14 protein-coding genes are annotated in these 16,695 nt (G+C 70.1%); 5 read left to right on the top strand and 9 right to left on the bottom strand.

The features are described 5' to 3' along the window. Positions 1-50 precede the first annotated feature (50 nt). A complete protein-coding gene (locus AB0I94_RS02035; protein ID WP_363307420.1) occupies positions 51-2,120 on the top strand; it encodes an MDR family MFS transporter in 2,070 nt (689 codons plus the stop codon). 106 nt (positions 2,121-2,226) lie between these two features. Here AB0I94_RS02035 and AB0I94_RS02030 read toward each other — a convergent pair whose 3' ends face one another. The 4 genes from AB0I94_RS02030 to AB0I94_RS02015 all read right to left on the bottom strand — a co-directional run bounded on the left by AB0I94_RS02030 (position 2,227) and on the right by AB0I94_RS02015 (position 4,388). Then, on the bottom strand, positions 2,227-2,775 hold the full coding sequence (locus AB0I94_RS02030; RefSeq protein ID WP_363307419.1) for a GNAT family N-acetyltransferase: 549 nt from the start codon (positions 2,773-2,775) through the stop codon (positions 2,227-2,229). A gap of 68 nt (positions 2,776-2,843) precedes the next feature. Beyond that, complete coding sequence (locus tag AB0I94_RS02025; protein ID WP_363307418.1) at positions 2,844-3,482, bottom strand: LysE family translocator; 639 nt, start codon at positions 3,480-3,482, stop codon at positions 2,844-2,846. A gap of 123 nt (positions 3,483-3,605) precedes the next feature. Then, complete coding sequence (locus tag AB0I94_RS02020; RefSeq protein ID WP_363307417.1) at positions 3,606-3,932, bottom strand: antibiotic biosynthesis monooxygenase; 327 nt, start codon at positions 3,930-3,932, stop codon at positions 3,606-3,608. 42 nt (positions 3,933-3,974) lie between these two features. Continuing rightward, positions 3,975-4,388: a DUF1992 domain-containing protein gene (locus AB0I94_RS02015; protein WP_363307416.1), complete on the bottom strand. Its 414-nt coding sequence runs from the start codon at positions 4,386-4,388 to the stop codon at positions 3,975-3,977. Between the two features lie 125 nt (positions 4,389-4,513). Between AB0I94_RS02015 and AB0I94_RS02010 the strand changes: the two genes are divergently transcribed. Beyond that, a complete protein-coding gene (locus tag AB0I94_RS02010) occupies positions 4,514-4,906 on the top strand; it encodes a hypothetical protein (RefSeq protein WP_363307415.1) in 393 nt (130 codons plus the stop codon). Between the two features lie 55 nt (positions 4,907-4,961). Here AB0I94_RS02010 and AB0I94_RS02005 read toward each other — a convergent pair whose 3' ends face one another. Next, positions 4,962-5,630 carry an O-methyltransferase gene (locus tag AB0I94_RS02005; RefSeq protein ID WP_363307414.1) on the bottom strand — a complete coding sequence of 223 codons (669 nt, stop codon included), beginning with the start codon at positions 5,628-5,630 and terminating at the stop codon, positions 4,962-4,964. Positions 5,631-5,947: 317 nt separating this feature from the next. On the opposite strand from AB0I94_RS02005, the gene AB0I94_RS02000 reads away from it, so the two are divergent. Beyond that, positions 5,948-7,081, top strand: coding sequence for a serpin family protein (locus AB0I94_RS02000; protein WP_363307413.1), 1,134 nt, complete (start codon positions 5,948-5,950; stop codon positions 7,079-7,081). A gap of 516 nt (positions 7,082-7,597) precedes the next feature. Here AB0I94_RS02000 and proP read toward each other — a convergent pair. After that, positions 7,598-9,064 (bottom strand): glycine betaine/L-proline transporter ProP, encoded by a 1,467-nt coding sequence (proP, locus tag AB0I94_RS01995; protein WP_363307741.1) that lies wholly within the window; start codon positions 9,062-9,064, stop codon positions 7,598-7,600. Positions 9,065-9,522: 458 nt separating this feature from the next. On the opposite strand from proP, the gene AB0I94_RS01990 reads away from it, so the two are divergent. Beyond that, positions 9,523-11,586 (top strand): bifunctional glycosyltransferase 87/phosphatase PAP2 family protein, encoded by a 2,064-nt coding sequence (locus AB0I94_RS01990; RefSeq protein ID WP_363307412.1) that lies wholly within the window; start codon positions 9,523-9,525, stop codon positions 11,584-11,586. Here AB0I94_RS01990 and AB0I94_RS01985 read toward each other — a convergent pair. Beyond that, the gene (locus AB0I94_RS01985; RefSeq protein WP_363307411.1) at positions 11,540-13,162 is read right to left on the bottom strand and encodes a glycosyltransferase family 87 protein; all 1,623 of its coding nucleotides are present in this window, start codon (positions 13,160-13,162) and stop codon (positions 11,540-11,542) included. The genes AB0I94_RS01990 and AB0I94_RS01985 overlap by 47 nt on opposite strands. A gap of 151 nt (positions 13,163-13,313) precedes the next feature. Next, positions 13,314-14,558 (bottom strand): cytochrome P450, encoded by a 1,245-nt coding sequence (locus AB0I94_RS01980; RefSeq protein ID WP_363307740.1) that lies wholly within the window; start codon positions 14,556-14,558, stop codon positions 13,314-13,316. 293 nt (positions 14,559-14,851) lie between these two features. Between AB0I94_RS01980 and AB0I94_RS01975 the strand changes: the two genes are divergently transcribed. Further along, complete coding sequence (locus tag AB0I94_RS01975; protein WP_363307410.1) at positions 14,852-16,021, top strand: steroid 3-ketoacyl-CoA thiolase; 1,170 nt, start codon at positions 14,852-14,854, stop codon at positions 16,019-16,021. Between the two features lie 105 nt (positions 16,022-16,126). On the opposite strand, the gene AB0I94_RS01970 is transcribed toward AB0I94_RS01975, so the two are convergent. Continuing rightward, on the bottom strand, positions 16,127-16,606 hold the full coding sequence (locus AB0I94_RS01970) for a transglycosylase SLT domain-containing protein (RefSeq protein WP_363307409.1): 480 nt from the start codon (positions 16,604-16,606) through the stop codon (positions 16,127-16,129). Positions 16,607-16,695 lie beyond the last annotated feature (89 nt).

The following is a 16,695-nucleotide window of genomic DNA, read 5'->3' as shown; positions in this document are numbered from 1 at the left end:
AAGGGAGGAGCCCTCCCCACAGGACACGTATGAGCCCTCAGGAGGTGTCCATGACGCAGGATGTCAGCGCCCGCCCCGTGGGGCCGGAACCGGATCCCGCCCCCGGGCCACCGGGCGAGCACGCGCACGGCGGCGTACTGGTCTCCATCGGTGCGCTGCTGCTCGGCATGCTGCTCGCCGCACTCGACCAGACGATCGTCTCGACCGCGCTGCCCACCATCGTCAGCGAGCTCGGCGGCATGGAGCACCTTTCGTGGGTCGTCACGGCGTATCTGCTCGCCGCGACGGCCGCGACACCGCTCTGGGGCAAGCTCGGCGACCAGTACGGCCGCAAGAAGCTGTTCCAGCTGGCCATCGTGATCTTCCTGGTCAGCTCGGCGCTCTGCGGCATGGCGCAGAACATGCCGCAGCTCATCGGCTTCCGCGCGCTCCAGGGAATCGGCGGCGGCGGCCTGATGGTCCTGTCGATGGCGATCGTCGGTGACATCGTCTCGCCGCGTGAACGAGGCAAGTACCAGGGTCTGTTCGGCGCCGTCTTCGGTGCGACGAGCGTTCTCGGGCCGCTGCTCGGCGGCCTCTTCACCGAGCACCTCAGCTGGCGCTGGGTCTTCTACATCAACCTCCCCATCGGCGTCGTCGCGCTCGTCGTCATCGCCGCCGCCCTGCACATCCCGGTGCGCTCGACGAAGCACACCATCGACTACCTCGGCACCTTCCTGATCGCCGCCGTCGCAACCTGCCTCGTCCTCGTGGCCTCTCTCGGCGGCACCACCTGGGGCTGGGGCTCGCCGCAGATCATCGTTCTCGCGGTGCTCGGCGTCGTGCTCGCCGTGGCCTTCGTGTCCGTCGAGCGCAAGGCGGCCGAACCGGTCATCCCGATGAAGCTGTTCCGGGTCAGGACGTTCACGCTCTCCGCGATCATCAGCTTCGTCGTCGGCTTCGCGATGTTCGGCGCGATGACCTATCTGCCGACGTTCCTCCAGGTCGTCCAGGGCGTCTCGCCGACCATGTCGGGCGTGCACATGCTGCCGATGGTGATCGGCATGCTGATCTCGTCGACCGCGTCCGGCCAGATCGTCAGCCGTACGGGCCGCTGGAAGGTGTTCCCGATCGTGGGCACCGGCATCACGGCCCTTGGCCTGCTCCTCCTCCACCAGCTGGACGAGAACAGCGGCACGGTGGAGATGAGCGCCTTCTTCTTCGTCTTCGGCTTCGGCCTCGGCCTGGTCATGCAGGTCCTGGTGCTCATCGTGCAGAACGCGGTCCCGTACGGGGATCTGGGCGTCGCCACGTCCGGCGCCACGTTCTTCCGCTCCATCGGAGCCTCGTTCGGTGTCGCCATCTTCGGCACGATCTTCGCCAACCGGCTCGTCACCAAGCTCAATGACGCCGTCACCGGGCAGCAGCTGCCGCCCGGCGTCAGCGCGGACTCCCTCAAGGCGGACCCACGCGGCATCGCCGAACTCCCGGCGTCGCTGCGGCCCGGGGTCGTACACGCGTACGCCTCGTCCATCACGGACGTCTTCCTGTACGCGGCGCCGGCGGCCGTGGTCGCCTTCGTCCTCGCCTGGTTCCTGCGCGAGGACAAGCTGCGCGGCTCGGTCACGGCACCGGATCAGACGCAGACGCTCGCCAGCAATCCCGTCGAGCGCTCGTCGTACGACGAGGTGGCGCGGGCGCTTTCCGTCCTCGGCACGCGGGAGGGCCGCCGCGAGATCTACGTACGCATCACCGAGCGGGCCGGCTACGACCTGTTGCCCGCCGCGAGCTGGCTCCTGCTGCGGATCAGCCGCCACGGCCACGTCGAACCGGCGAGGCTCGCCGAGCGCAGCCCCGTACCCCTGTCCGTCATCACGGCGGCGTCCCGCCAGGTCGAGGAGCGCAGGCTCGCCCTGCGCCAGGGCATGGGCCTGACGCTGACCGACGAGGGGCGGGCGGTGGTCGTCAGGCTGGCCAGGGCCCGTGAGGAGTCCCTGTCCGAGCTGCTCGGCGACTGGTGGGGCCCCGACCGGCCGACCGACCTCGTCAAGCTCGTCGAGGAACTCGGCGCCGAGTTGTGCGGCTCCGACGCCGAACAGCCGCACAACGGCAGGTCACCACAGCGCGGGGTGGCGGCCTGAGCGGCGCCGCCACCTCGCTCTCGCCCCCAGTGACCGACCCCAGCAGCTGAACCCCTGTAGCTGAACTCGGTGACTGATCCCACTAGCTGACGACAGCTATAGGGGTTCAGCTGCTGAGGGTCAGCTTCTTGGTGTACCAGCACTCCGCGTACATCCGCTCGGTGAGCGGCTCGCTCTCCTCGTAGCCGTGCCGGGCGTAGAGCGCTCTGGCCTCGACGAGATCGAGACGGGTGTCGAGGATGACGCGCTCGGCGCCGAGCGCCCGGGCGGCGTCCTCGGCGGCGGCGAGGAGGAGCGCGGCGCCGCCCTTGCCGCGCATGTCCTCGCGTATGAAGACGCGCTTGAGCTCGGCGGCGGGAGGGCCGGGCAGGTCGTCCATGAGCCGCACCCCGGCCGTTCCCGCGGGATCGCCCTCGTGCCGGGCGACAAGGAGTACACCGGTGGGCGGGCGCAGGTCGTCGCCCGTCTCCGCCGCGACCTCGCGCTCCAGCTCTTCGGGGTCGGTCCTGTGTCCTTCGTGGAGGAGGTAGTACCGGTCGCTCATCTCTGTGTAGTACGCGCGCCAGAGCGTCGCGGCGACAGGGGAATCGACGGCTTCGGGGGCGACGGTCCAGGAGGCGGTGGCCGAGGTGCCGTGCTCGATGAGGGTGGTCATGAGGGCCATTCTCAGGACGCGACTGCCGTGCTCCGCAAGCGAATTACGGGGCCGTGGCTCTGCCGCGGTCAGTCCTTGCGTCCGGTCGCGGCGATGCTGACGCCGAGCCCGATCATGGTGAGCCCCCCGACGCCGCCGACGGCCGAGAGGCGCCGGGGGGAGTGCGTGAACCAGCCGCGCGCGGTCGCCGCGACCAGGCCCCAGACGCTGTCGGATGCCAGGGCGATGGCGTTGAAGACGAGGCCGAGCAGCAGCATCTGCAGCATGACGTGCCCCTGCTCGCGGTCGACGAACTGCGGCAGCACGGCGGCGAAGAAGACGATGGTCTTGGGGTTGGCCACACCGACGGCGAACCCTTCCCACAGCGTACGAAGCCCGCTGTGGGCGGGGGCTTCACCGGTGAACGCGGCGTACAGCGAGCCGCGCTGCCGCACCGCCTTGACCCCCAGATACACCAGATACGAGGCACCAAGCAGCTTCAGTGCCGTGAACACGACGACCGAGCGCTCCACGACGGCGCCGACCCCGATGGCGACGGCGATCACGAGCACGTACGCGCCGATCGTGTTCCCCACCACCGTGGTCAGCGCGGCACGGCGCCCCTGAGCCAGCGCCCGCCCGACCACGAACAGGACGCTGGGCCCGGGAATGACGATGAGCAGAAACGACATGGCCGCGAAGGCGAGTATCCGGTCGGTGGACATCATGGGTTCATGGCATCACGGAGCAGCCACGCGCCGGTACCGCATTTCCGCACTGCTCCGCTGCCCGCGCGGCACCGGTTGGTTGCCCACACTGCTCGCGCTGCTCCGCGCGACCGCTCGCGGCTGCTAGCCCTTGGGCGCCGCCTGCTGGACGACCTCGAAGGACCACACCGCGGCGCTGCTCGAAGCGGGCTTGGGCCGCTCTCCAGCGGCTGCGCCACCGCCCTGGTGCGCGGCCTTCATCGGCCCTTCCATCCACGCCTTGAAGGACTCCTCGTCACGCCACCGCGTGTAGACGAGGTAGTCGTCGGTGCCTTCGATGGGGCGCAGGAGCTCGAACCACTCGAAGCCGTCCGAGTTCTCGACGGCCCCGGCGCGGGACGCGAAGCGCTTCTCGAGGGTTTCCCGCTGTTCGGCCGGGACGGTCAGCACGTTGATCTTGACGATGCTCATGCGTCCATCCTGCCGCAGGGGCCGTCAGCCGGGACGACCGGCTCAGCCCCTGTCCGGGTGGCGTTCGCGCCAGGTGCGGGCCACCTCGTCCACGTCGAAGGGCTTCAGGCCCAGGGGCGGGCCCGGGGGCGGCATGCGCAGGGCCTCGCTGATTTTGGCGTTGAGGTCCGTCACCAGGCGGCGGGCCGCTTGTTCGGAGGGGGCGTCGGGGGCCGCGGCCAGGACGTCCTCGGCCTCCTTGCGCAGGGCCAAGGTAGGGGGGAGGTGGGAGAGGCCCTCGCGGGCCATCTTCTGCTTGATCCACCACTGTTCGTCGTGCGATGTGGTGTCCAGTCCGTCCGGCAGTGGCTTGCCGCGGCCCTTCAGGGTGGCGAAGTCGCCCCGCTCCTCGGCCTCGCGGATTTGTTTGTCGATCCACGACTCGAAGCTGACCTCAGGTGGTTTCCGTTCAGTCATGAGTTCATTGTTCCAGGCCCGGTGCGTTCACGTGAGGCTGCGCCATAGGATGCGGCGGCGCGGGGCGTGTGCGGTCGCCGCGTGTTCTGGACGCCGAGAACTGGCCGAGAACTGGGGGAGCGTACGTGCTGGAGTTGACCATGGCCTCGTTGGCCGGGGCGGACGAGGGGGCGACCGCGGGCATGCTCATGGCCGACGCCCCGAGCGCACCGGGTTCTGTGTTGCGGGTGGGGCGCGATCGCAGCGTGTGCCGTCTGGTTCCGCCCGATGACTGGCTGTTCGTGTCGCGCACGCATCTGGAGTTCCGCTGCGGGCCCGACGGGGCCTGGACCGTCACGTGGCTGCGCGGGTCACATCCCGAGCCCGCGTCGGAGGTGCGGCTCACGGTGGGTGGGATGCCGTCACCACTTGAGTACGGGGGGACGGTTCCGCTCCCCAGGGGCGGCTCCGGCGATGTCGTCATCCAGGACCGGGCCGGGCCGCGCAGCGTGAACGTCGGGTTCTACCAGGAGGGTTGAGACCGACCTGCGGGGCTGCCCGGCCGGGGTGCTCAGTCAGCGCCGGGGTGCTCAGTCAGTCCAGCACTCGGACCAGGGCCAGGCCGTCGTACCCCTTCGTGCCCACCGTCTGCAGCGCCGTCCCGGTCAACTTCGGGTGGCTCGCGATGAGTTCCAGCGCCTTGCGCGTTCCCTGCACGTGGGGGTCCGTGGTGTCGGCGTCGGCCACCGCGCCGCTCCGTACGACGTTGTCGACGATGATGAGGCTGCCGGGGCGGGTGAGCTTGAGCGACCATTCCACGTACCGCGCGTTGTTGACCTTGTCCGCGTCGATGAAGACCAGGTCGAAGGGGGCCGCGTCCTCGGCCACGAGCGCGGCGAGCGAGTCGAGGGCCGGGCCCACCCGGACCTCGGTGAGCTTGTCGAGGCCGGCGCGGGCGAGGTTGCCGCGGGCCACGTCGGCGTGGACCGGGGAGTACTCCAGAGTGATCAGGCGGCCGTCCGCGGGCAGGGCGCGGGCGAGCCAGATGGTGCTGTAGCCGCCGAGTGTGCCGATCTCCAGGATGCGGTGCGCGCCCTGGATCTGGGCGAGGAGCTGGAGCAGCTTGCCCTGGTTCGGCGCGACGCTGATCTGGGGCAGTCCCGCGGCGTCGCTGTCGCGCAGGGCCGCGGTCAGAGCCTCGTCGGCGGGGGCGAGCAGGCCGGTGAAGTAGGTGTCCACCGCGGTCCATTGCTGCTGGGGCATGGGGGCCTTTCCGGGGGTGTTCTGAGGGTCCGGCGTTCGGGTGCTCGATGGTTGGTGGTTGGTGGTTGGTGTTCGGCGGGCGGTGTTCGGGGGTCGTTAGGTTCGCTAACGATGCTAGTGGGGGTGGGGTCGATTGTCAGTGGGGGCTCGCATACTGAGGTCGACGGGTTGTGGTGGCGTGTCGAAGGCTGCGGGTTGCGGGGGTTGCGATGACGTACGGGGTTGGTGCGGCGACTGGGGCTGGGGCGGGCGCCGGAGCTGGGCAAGCTTTGCCCGCGGCGGTGATCCGGGGGCTTGCTGATCGGTGGCTTCCGCTGATGGCTTCGCCGGGCTCGGGGGACGGGCCGGGCCGGAGTGACGGGGCGGACGCGGGGGACTTCGTCTGCTCACCTGCCGGGTTGTGGCTCGCGCTGGCCGCCGTCGCGGTGGGCGCGCGGGAGGAAACCGCCGCGGAGCTGCGGGAGTTGCTCGGCGTCGCGGACGAAGAGGCCGCCGGTGTGGTCACGGCAGCCGCGCGGAGCTTGGCCGGCACGGACGCGGTGGCCGTCGCCACCCGGGTATGGAGCCGAGTGCCGGTGTACCGCGCCTACCGGGAGGCGTTGCCGGACGTGGGTTTCGGTGCGATGGCCCCGGAGAGGGTGACACGGGACGGCTTGGATTTGGATGGTCTGGGCCCGGACGGCTTGGACCCGGGCCGATTGGACCCGGAGGGTATCGACGCGTGGGTGCGGAAGGCGACGGGCGGGCTGATCGAGCGGTTGCCGGTCGTGATTACTCCGGATGTGCTGCTGCTTCTCGTCAACGTGCTTGCCCTCAAGGCGCGTTGGGAGATTCCCTTCGAGGGTGCGGGCACGCGCGACCAGGACTTCACGGACGCGCTCGGCGTGCGGCACCGGGTGCCGACGATGCACCGGCCCGTTCCGCTGAACTCCGCCTGGACGGTGGCCGGCGCGAGTGTCGTCGAGCTGAAGTGCCGGGCGGAGGGCGGGCGGGCGCCTGCCCGAGTGCGGTTCGTGCTCGGTGAGCCGGGCGCCGGGGCGGCGGAGGTGCTGCCGCTGGCGTGGGCGCCGGAAGGCCGCTGGACGGGGATCGACGCCGAGCAGATCAACATGGCGCTGCCCCGGATGTCCTTGCGGACGCGGGTCGATGCGACGGAGCAGTTGGCGGCCCTTGGCGTGCGGTGGGCGATGAGCGAGGAAGCTGACTTCTCCGGGATGTCGCCGGAGAGGCTAGCGATATCGCAGGTCGTGCAGGAGGCCGTGGTGAGGGTCGCGGAGGAGGGTGTCGAGGCGGCGGCGGTGACGGCTGTGCCGATGGCTCCTGGCGGGGCGCCGTATGTCCCTCGACGGATCGAGTGGATCGCCTTCAACCGGCCCTTCGGGGTTGTGGTGCTTGACGGTGCCGGGGAGGTGCCGTTGTTCACTGCGTGGCAGGCGGGGGTGCCGGGGTAGGCGGCGGCCGGGGGAGGGGCGGCCCCTGCGGGGCTCTCCCGAATCCCACCCTGCCCGAAACCATGGGGCTCCGCCCCTTGGCCCTCCCCGAAAAGACGGCGCAAACGCCGCGGGTGGGGGCGGTGGGCTGGAGCGGCGGTCAGGTTGGAGGGAGGGCGGGCTCAGGCCACGGCCGGTGAAGGGGCGGACTCAAGCCACGGTCGGTCGGAGGGGGGCTCATGCCCGGTCGTGTCGGGCTGGAGGTGAGGCTGTCCCGAGCCCCGGTCGGGCTGGGGGGCGGGGGCTCAAGCCCCGGTCGGGCGGACCGGAAGGCGGGCTCAGTCCCGGCCGTGCAGGAAGGGAGCTGCGCAGGTGCCGACCAGGAAGAGGAAGAGGGTCAGCCCCAGCCGGGCCGGAAGGGAGGGCGGGCCAGAGCCCCAGTCGGGCCCGGAGAGAGGCTGGCCCGGGCCCCGGTCGGGTCGGAAGGTCTGAGGGAGGGCTGGCCCTGGCCCCCGCCGGGGTTAAGTGGGCCCCAGGTCAGTGAGAGGGTCGTTCCACCGCCGGGCGGGAGCCCGGCAGTGGGCGTCCCGCGCTTTCGGTCATGAACCACACCGCGACACCGCCCACCACGGCCGCCGCCATCATGTAGTACGCGGGCATCATCATGTTCCCCGTCGCCCCGATCAGCGCCGTCACCACCAGCGGTGTCGTGCCTCCGAAGATCGACACGGAGATGTTGAAGCCGATGGAGAGCGAGCCGTAGCGGACCTTGGTCGGGAAGAGGGCGGGGAGCGTCGACGGCATCGAGGCCGTGAAGCAGACCAGGAGCAGGCCGAGCGCCGCCATGCCGAGGCCGATCGCCCAGAGCGAGCCCTGGCGGATCAGGAGCAGGGCGGGGACGGAGAGGAGCAGGAAGCCCACGCAGCCCGCGGCGATCACCGGGCGGCGGCCCACCCGGTCGGTCAGCGCGCCCGCGAACGGCTGGACGCACATCATCAGCGCCATCACGGCGAGCACGACCAGCAGCCCGTGCGTCTCGTCGTACTTGAGCTCGCTCGTCAGGTAGCTCGGCATGTACGACAGGAGCATGTAGTCGGTGACGTTGAAGACCAGGACCAGGCCCATGCACAGGAGCAGCGCCTTCCACTGGCCCTGGACCATGTCACGCAGACGCACCTTCGGGCGAGCCTGCTCGTCCTTGTGCGCCTTGGCGAGCTCGGCGGCGAACGCCGGGGTCTCCTCCAGCCTCATCCGCAGATACAGGCCGATCAGGCCCATCGGGCCCGCGATCAGGAACGGGATGCGCCAGCCCCAGGAGACGAGGTCGTCGGTGGAGAGCAGGGCCGTCATCAGGGTCACCAGGCCCGCGCCGCCGATGTAGCCCGCGAGGGTGCCGAACTCCAGCCAGCTGCCGAGGAAGCCCCGCTTCTTGTCGGGCGCGTACTCGGCGATGAAGGTGGACGCGCCCGCGTACTCGCCGCCGGTGGAGAAGCCCTGCACCAGGCGGGCCAGCAGGAGCAGGATCGGAGCGCCGACGCCGATGGAGGCGTAGGAGGGGATCAGGCCGATCGCGAACGTGCCGGCCGCCATCATGATCATGGTGAGGGCGAGGATCTTCTGGCGGCCGATGCGGTCGCCGAGCGGGCCGAAGACCATGCCGCCGAGCGGGCGGATCAGGAACGCCGCCGCGAAGGCGCCGAAGGTGGAGAGCAGCTGCGCCGTGGGGTTGCCCGACGGGAAGAAGACCTTGCCGAGCGTCACGGCGATGTAGCTGTAGACGCCGAAGTCGAACCACTCCATCGCGTTGCCGAGCGCCGCCGCCTTCACGGCCCGCTTGACCAGCACCGGGTCGACGACGGTGACGTCCGCGGAGCTGCGCGCGGACGGAGAGGCCTGAGTCTGTGGGCCCTGAGGGGGCTGAGGGCTCTGCGGGGCTACGCGTGCGACGGGTGTGGCTGCCGGCAAGGGTTCGCTCGCCTGCCTCTCGGTGGACGACAAGGGCAGAGCCGCCCAGCGAGGAGCGGCCCGTCAGCGACCATAGGTGTAAGCAGCATCATTACGTTCGGTGTCCGGTCAGACGCGTACTGTCCGGAATGTGCCGCTAACCAGGGCGAATGGTTCCGCTTGTGACGGTGCCGCGAAGGCGTTCTTGTGATCTATGTCGCGGCTCGCACGAGGAACCGCCCGGCGGGGTCCGGGTCGTCTTTCCATGGATATGAGGTGGACAGCTTGTGGAGATCCAGTTTTCGACCGGACAAAAGGGCTGGTTAGGAAGTCTGCGCAAAAGCCGGTAGAAAGCGGTGTGGCTGCCAGGTGAAATGAGGGTGTAGCGCGTCCCACCCATGGGCGCGAGCCTTTCGGTTTCCGACCGCAGACCTCGGGGCCGACGGAGAGAACTCTCGGAACCGGCCGGACGTTGGGACCGAGCAGAGACGACGAGCGGGCGGGAGGGCCGACGGGGCGTGGCGAATGTCGAGCACGGAGGACCGGGAAATGCCTTTGGGGCGGGGGCACCGGGCACACCGACACCGCGGATCGGGGCGGTCCGCGTCGCCCTGTGGCTGATCGCTGCCGTACTCGCGGTACGACAGGCGGCGGTCGTCCTGCGTACGCCGAAGGGCGAGCGGTTCATCGATCTGGAGACCTGGATCGGCCCGGAAGGCGTCCTGCACGTGAACGGCTCGTTCTACGACGCGGACAAGTTCACCGGCACCCCCTTCGCCGGACTCGTGCTCAAACCGTTCTCCCGCGCGGCCGAGCAGGCGCTCGGCTGGGGCTGGACGTTCGGCACCCTGATCCTGGTCGTGCTCCTCGGCCTCGTCGCAGCCCGCGCCCTGCCGCAGCCCGTGTCCCGGCGCACCTCGCTGCTCGCCGCACCCGTCGCGATCTGCCTCCTGATGCTGTCGCTCCCGGTCCGCAACACCCTCTACCTGGGCCAGACCAGCATCTTCCCCGTGCTCCTCGTCCTGCTCGGGTGCTTCGCGGTCCGCGGGGAACGCGCCAGCGGCGTCCTCATCGGCATCGGGGCCGCGCTCCAGCCCACCCTGCTGCTCTTCGCCGCCCTCTTCTGGTTCACCGGCCGCAGACGCGCCACGGCGTCGACCGGCGCCACCTTCCTAGCCATCACCGCGCTGGCCTGGGCCGCGATGCCGCACGACTCGTGGACGTACTGGATACACCACCTGGCGGGCGCAGGCCTCGGCGCGAGTCCGGCCGGTCTCGCCAACCAGTCGCTGCACGGCGCCCTGCTCCGGTTCGGCCTCGAAGGGCCGCTGGAGATCGGGCTCTATCTGGTCCTGAGCGCGGCCGTCGTCTGGTTCGGCGTGCGCCGCGCCGTCCGCTACGCCAAGGACGGGCAGCTCCTGCTCGCCGTCGCGATCACCGGCTGCGTCGCCGTCGCCGTGTCGCCGACGACCTGGCAGCACCAGCTCCTGTGGGTGCTGCTCGCGGTGGTGGGCCGGGTCGGCAAGAAGCAGTCCGACCGGTACATGTGGCCCGTCGCCGTCGTCCTCGTCTCGACACTGCCGGCGAAGATGATGCTGCCGAACATGCCGGTCGTGGAGCCGATCCGCGACAACGTCGTACTGATCGCCGCGCTCGCCGCCGCCACGGTGGTGCCGTTCCTGTCGCGTACGGCCCCGCAGTACCAGGCGCCCATCCCCACCGACTACGCCAGGCCCGCGCCCGCGCGCTGGAGCTGGGTGCCGCTGCTCCCGTTCTGGCGCCGGGTCACGACCCGGCCCAACCTCCTGCTCGAACTGCTCCTGATCCGCGTCGGCTACTCCGCCTACCAGCAGGCACGGCTCGCCGCGACGGGCGGCACCAACTCGGGCGGGCGGGCCACCGCCGAGCAGCACGGCGAGCAGGTCTACGCGGTCGAGCGGTTCCTGCACATCGACATCGAGCACTGGGTCAACCACGCGGTGGTGAAGGTCGACTGGCTGGAGGAGTTCTTCAACTTCTACTACACGTCGTTCCACTTCGTGGTGCCGCTGACCGTCCTCGGCGTGCTCTACGCCCGGCGCCCCGCCGACTACCGCTGGGCACGCTCGGCCCTCGGCTTCGCGACGCTCCTCGCGCTCGTCGGATTCTGGCTGTACCCGCTGGCCCCGCCGCGCCTGATGCCCGAGCTCGGCTTCATCGACACGGTCCACGGCGTGCAGGACTTCACCCAGCCGGACTACGGCACGCTGACCGCGCTCACCAACCAGTACGCGGCGATGCCCTCCCTGCACTTCGGCTGGTCGCTGTGGTGCGGCGTGGTGATCCTGATCCTCGCGCCCAAAGTGTGGATGAAGGCGCTCGGTCTGCTGCACCCGCTGTTCACGGTCTCCGCGATCGTCGCCACCGGCAACCACTGGGTCCTGGACGCGGTGGGCGGCGCGGCCGTCGTCGGCGCGGGCTTCGCCCTCGGCTACCTCCTGGCCGGGCCCCGGGTGAGCAGCGGCCTGAAGGCGGCGACGGGGGCGGAGCCGCCGGTCATCGACATGACGAAGGACTCGGCGAAGGACCGTACCCCGAGCTGATCTTGTACGTGCCCGGTGTGGACACCGTGAGCCGGGTGAACTCGCCCTGCCGCCGCAGGCAGGCGCCCTCCGCCCTGAGCCACCGCGAGTACACCAGGCGCAGCGTCACGGGTCCGCGGGTGGGGACGCGCACCACCATGGCCGACCCGGTGGTCTTCACGACGGTCGCCGGCTTCGACACCATCGGCACCGCGTCCTTCACCCGGAACACCCGCCAGTGCGCGTCCCGCCACACCGGTTCGAGCCACTTCGGGCCGGAGGCGACCAGGGCCGCCTCGTCCTCGGCGAACCCGTCCGGCTTGCCCGAGGGCAGCACCACGTAGCCGACCGCCCACTTGTCCAACCATGCCCGGTAGGTGGCGGCCGAGAAGGACCCGTCGTAGAAGAGGCGCCCGCGCTCGATGTCGAGCTGCCGGTTCCAGCCGCGCGCCATGTTCACGTACGGCGCCAGTGCCGTGGCCTCGCGGTGGTTGCGGGCCGGGACCACCTCCACGCGCCCTCGGTCGGCGCCGAGCCGCTCCAGCTCCCGCACCACGCCCTTGGTGTCGGCCGCCCACTTCGGCACGGTCGTCGACACCGTCAGATCGTCCGCGGTCTTCTGCCCGACCCAGGCCGAGGAAAGGACCAGCGCGACGATGAGCACCCTGCGGCGTACGCGGGACAGCGCGGGCATCAGCAGCGCGCCGAGCAGCGCGGCGGGCGCGAGCAGCTCGGCCAGACGCTCCACGTTCGTGCCGATGGGGGAGGGGATGAGATACGTCAGGACCGTCCCTGCCGCGTACACCCCGGCGCCCCAGCGCAGCACGCGCCACTCGCGCGGAGCCGCCACGATGAGCGCGAGGCTGAACACCACGGGCGGGAAGATCCGGTCGAACGGCATCAACTGCTCGCCGTCGAACGGGAAAAGGACGGTGGTCGCCCCCACGACCACCACCGGCGGCACGATCAGCGCCGCGGCCCGCCCCCAGTCCCGTACGAGGAAATAGGCGGCGCCCGCCACCACGAGGAAGAGGCCCGCCACCGGGCTGGACATGGTGGCGAGCGTCGCGCACACCACGGCCGCCACCACGCGCCGCTCCCGCACGAGCACCAGGCACGCGGCGAACCCGAAGGCGATTCCGAGCGCGAAGGTCGTGCGCCCGGAGGCGACGTTGCACCACACCGCGAGCGAGGCGAGCACCGCGGGCCACAGCGGGCGGCGCATCCCGGTGCGTTCGACGAGGGCGGCGACCAGCCAGGCACCGGCGACACCGGACACCACCGTCACCGTCTTCACGCCGACGGCGGCCATCAAGTAGGGGGAGATCAGGCTGTAGTTGGCGGTGTGCATGCCGCCGTACCAGAAGAGGCCGTACGCGGCGGCCCCATGCTCCGACGCGAACCTGGCCCAGGCCTCCTGAGCCGCCAGATCGCCGCCGCCGGTGGCCAGGAACGCCGCCCACACCGCGTACAGCGGAAGCGTGGGAAGTGTGGCGACGAGCGGTGTCCGGTGGCGTCGGCAGAAGGCCCGGAGGGAGGTCTTCCGCTCACTGGGTGTGCTGCCCGACGGTGCGACGGAGAGACCTGCGGAGACCACGGCGACCGTTTCCGTTCGAAGTCTTGGAGAGGCAAGGGTTTCACTTCTCTAGACGCGTCAGGCGATCGAAACGTTGGTTTCGGCGAAAAAGACCCGGAGGAGGCAGGGGCGGGGCGTAGGAGGGAGTCGCCCCTGCCTCCCTGGCCGCGGGTCAGCCGGTGCTGACCTGCAGTTCTTTGACGCCGTTCAGCCAGGCCGAGCGGAGCCTGCGGGGGTCGGAGACCAGGCGGAGATCGGGCAGCGCGTCCGCGATCGCGTGGAAGATGAGGTTGATCTCCAGGACCGCGAGGGACTTGCCGAGGCAGAAGTGCGGGCCTCCGCCGCCGAATCCGAGGTGCGGGTTCGGGTCGCGGGTGATGTCGAACCGCAGCGGGTCGTCGAAGACTTCGGGGTCGTTGTTGGCCGAGGAGTAGAAGATGCCGACGCGGTCGCCCTTCTTGATCTTCGCGTCACCGATCCGGGTGTCCTCGGTGGCGGTGCGCTGGAAGGAGACGACGGGAGTCGCCCAGCGCACGATCTCCTCGGCGGTGGTCTCGGGGCGCTCGCGCTTGAAGAGGTCCCACTGGTCGGGGTGGGTGAGGAAGGCGTGCATGCCGTGGGTGATGGCGTTGCGGGTCGTCTCGTTGCCGGCCACCGCGAGCAGGATGACGAAGAAGCCGAACTCGTCGGAGGAGAGGTTGCCCTCGTCCTCGGCGGCCACCAGCTGGCTGACGATGTCCTTGGCCGGGCACTCCTTGCGGGCGGCGGCGAGGTTCATCGCGTAAGAGACGATCTCCATGGCCGCCTCGACGCCGACCTCCTCGGTGATCGCGTACTCCGGGTCGTCGTAGGCCGCCATCTTGTTGGACCAGTCGAAGATCTTCGTCCGGTCGTCCTGGGGCACGCCGATGAGCTCCGCGATCGCCTGGAGGGGAAGTTCCACGGCGACATTGGTGACGAAGTCGAAGGAGCCGTCGGCCGCGGCGTTCGCCAGGGCCGTCTCGACGATGGAGCCCGCGCGCTCGCGCAGGGCGTCCTCCAGGGAGCGTATGGCGCGGGGCGTGAAGCCGCGCTGCACGATCTGGCGGACCCGGGTGTGCTCGGGCGGGTCCATGTTCAGCATGATCAGCTTCTGGACCTCGATCTGGTCGCGGCTGATCGTCTCGTTGAAGCGGATGACCGCCGTGTTGAGGTTCGAGGAGAACAACTCCGGGTGCGTGGAGACGTACTTGACGTCCGCGTGCCGTGTGACGGCCCAGTAGCCGGAGTCGTCGAAGCCGGAGATGCGTGGCGGCTGGACGATCCAGCGCACCGGTTCCGTCTGCCGCAGCTGGGCGAACTCCGGGTGTGGCACGCGCTCTTGGAGCAGGTCGGGGTCGGTGAAGTCGAACCCGTCGGGCAGCGCTGGACAGGGCATCGGCAACTCCAGGAGTTCAGTTCTGGCAGCTCTGCAGCCGTAGCTGTGGCTGTAGTTGTGGCTGTAGTTGTCCTGACGGTCCATCAGGAGTTGTCCCGCAAGGTAGTAACGGGTTCTACAAGAGGCAAGGCCCGTGCCGGGGTCGCTTTCGTGTACGTCGTGCGCAAGGTGCGTGCAAGCCCCTTGCGGTGCCGGGGTCGCGCTCAGCAGACTGCTTGCAGAACTAGAACGCGTACTAGTTCTCCGCGCGGGTGCCGGGACGCCCCCGCGGGATGTGGATGGAGAGGACGCCCATGGCCGCGGAACCTGTCATCGTCGAAGCCGTACGCACCCCCATAGGAAAGCGCGGCGGCGCGCTCGCCAATCTCCACCCCGCCTATCTGCTCGGCGAGACCTACCGCGAGCTCCTCGGCCGTACGGGCATCCACGCCGACTGCGTCGAGCAGATCGTGGGCGGCACGGTCACCCACGCCGGGGAGCAGTCCATGAACCCGGCGCGCACGGCCTGGCTCACGATGGGTCTTCCGTACGAGACCGCCGCGACGACGGTGGACTGTCAGTGCGGTTCGTCGCAGCAGGCGAGCCACATGGTCGCCAACATGGTCGCGGCCGGGGTCATCGACGTGGGCATCAGCTGCGGTGTCGAGGCGATGTCACGGGTGCCGCTGGGTTCGGGCTCCAAGCACGGGCCGGGCAAACCCTTCCCCGAGGAGTGGAACGTCGATCTGCCCAATCAGTTCGAGGCGGCCGAGCGGATCGCCCGCAACCGCGGCCTGACGAGGGAGAACGTCGACTCGCTCGGCCTCATCTCGCAGGAGCGCGCCGCCACCGCCTGGGCCGAGGAGCGCTTCAAACGCGAGACGTTCGCCGTCCAGGTCCCGACGACGGAGGAGGAGCAGGCCGCCGGGCAGGGCATGTGGCGGCTGGTCGACCGGGACGAGGGGCTGCGGGACACCACGATGGAGGGCCTTGAGCGCCTCAAGCCGGTGATGCCGACCGCCGTGCACACGGCGGGCAACTCCTCGCAGATCTCGGACGGCGCGGCGGCGATCATGTGGGCGTCGAAGCGGATGGCGCGGGCGCTGAAGCTGAAGCCGCGCGCGCGGATCGTGGCCCAGGCCCTGGTGGGCGCCGATCCGCACTTCCACCTGGACGGGCCCATCGACGCGACGCGGGCGGTCCTCGGCAAGGCGGGGATGTCCCTGAAGGACATCGACCTCGTGGAGATCAACGAGGCGTTCGCCTCGGTGGTGCTGAGCTGGGCGCAGGTCTTCGAGCAGGACCTGGAGAAGGTGAACGTGAACGGGGGCGCGATCGCGCTGGGGCATCCGGTGGGGGCGACCGGGGCCCGGCTGATCACCACCGCGCTGCATGAACTGGAGCGCCGGGACAAGGAGTTCGCGCTGATCACGATGTGCGCGGGGGGCGCTGTCGCGACGGGGACGATCATTCAGCGGCTGTAAGGCGGAACGCAGGGGTATTCAGCCTGTCCGGCGTTTGAGGACGAACTCGGCGAAGCCGGTGATTCACGGTGCGCCGGACTTCCGTTCAGGCAGCCGCCCTGAGGCTCAGTACCACCCGTTGGCCTGCCAGTGGGCCCATGCGCCAGTGGGGCTGCCGTAGCGGTCGTTCATGTAGTCGAGGCCCCACTCGATCTGGGTCTCGGGGTTGGTCTTCCAGTCCGAGCCCGCCGAGGACATCTTCGAGCCGGGCAGGGCCTGGACCAGGCCGTAGGCGCCGGAGGAGGAGTTCGTGGCCTTGGGGTTCCAGCCGCTCTCGTGCTCCACGATCTTGCTGAACGCCTTGTACTGCGCCGGGTCCGGGATCTTCTTCTTCGCGATCGCCTGCGCCGAGGAAGGAGCCGCGGCGGGGGCGGCGGCCGGAGCGGCGGCCTTCGCCTCGGTGGGGGCCGCGGCCTGGGCCGGACCCGCCACGAGCACCATGCCGGTCGTGGCGGCGGCCATGGCGGCACCGGTGAGGGCCTTCTTCGGGGTGGCGATACGGCGAAGGAGCGTGGCGGACAAAGCGTGGCCTTCCGTGGGGGACATGGTGTCGCGGGCATGCCGTGAGCCACGAGGATGTGGTCGGGGGAATGCGTCGGCGCCGGGGGCCTTTCGACCGGCGGCGCCGTGCGACT

It is taken from the genome of Streptomyces sp. NPDC050147 (assembly GCF_040660195.1).
Taxonomy (GTDB): domain Bacteria; phylum Actinomycetota; class Actinomycetes; order Streptomycetales; family Streptomycetaceae; genus Streptomyces.
Note: the sequence above shows the minus strand (reverse complement) of the source record. Positions and strands in the feature narration are given on the sequence as shown.

Coding starts and splice junctions, on each gene's coding strand:
- AB0I94_RS02035 (WP_363307420.1), top strand. CDS start 51: ATGACGCAGGATGTCAGCGCCCGCCCCGTGGGGCCGGAACCGGATCCC.
- AB0I94_RS02030 (WP_363307419.1), bottom strand. CDS start 2,775: ATGACCACCCTCATCGAGCACGGCACCTCGGCCACCGCCTCCTGGACC.
- AB0I94_RS02025 (WP_363307418.1), bottom strand. CDS start 3,482: ATGATGTCCACCGACCGGATACTCGCCTTCGCGGCCATGTCGTTTCTG.
- AB0I94_RS02020 (WP_363307417.1), bottom strand. CDS start 3,932: ATGAGCATCGTCAAGATCAACGTGCTGACCGTCCCGGCCGAACAGCGG.
- AB0I94_RS02015 (WP_363307416.1), bottom strand. CDS start 4,388: ATGACTGAACGGAAACCACCTGAGGTCAGCTTCGAGTCGTGGATCGAC.
- AB0I94_RS02005 (WP_363307414.1), bottom strand. CDS start 5,630: ATGCCCCAGCAGCAATGGACCGCGGTGGACACCTACTTCACCGGCCTG.
- AB0I94_RS02000 (WP_363307413.1), top strand. CDS start 5,948: ATGGCTTCGCCGGGCTCGGGGGACGGGCCGGGCCGGAGTGACGGGGCG.
- AB0I94_RS01980 (WP_363307740.1), bottom strand. CDS start 14,558: ATGCCCTGTCCAGCGCTGCCCGACGGGTTCGACTTCACCGACCCCGAC.
- AB0I94_RS01975 (WP_363307410.1), top strand. CDS start 14,852: ATGGCCGCGGAACCTGTCATCGTCGAAGCCGTACGCACCCCCATAGGA.
- AB0I94_RS01970 (WP_363307409.1), bottom strand. CDS start 16,606: ATGTCCCCCACGGAAGGCCACGCTTTGTCCGCCACGCTCCTTCGCCGT.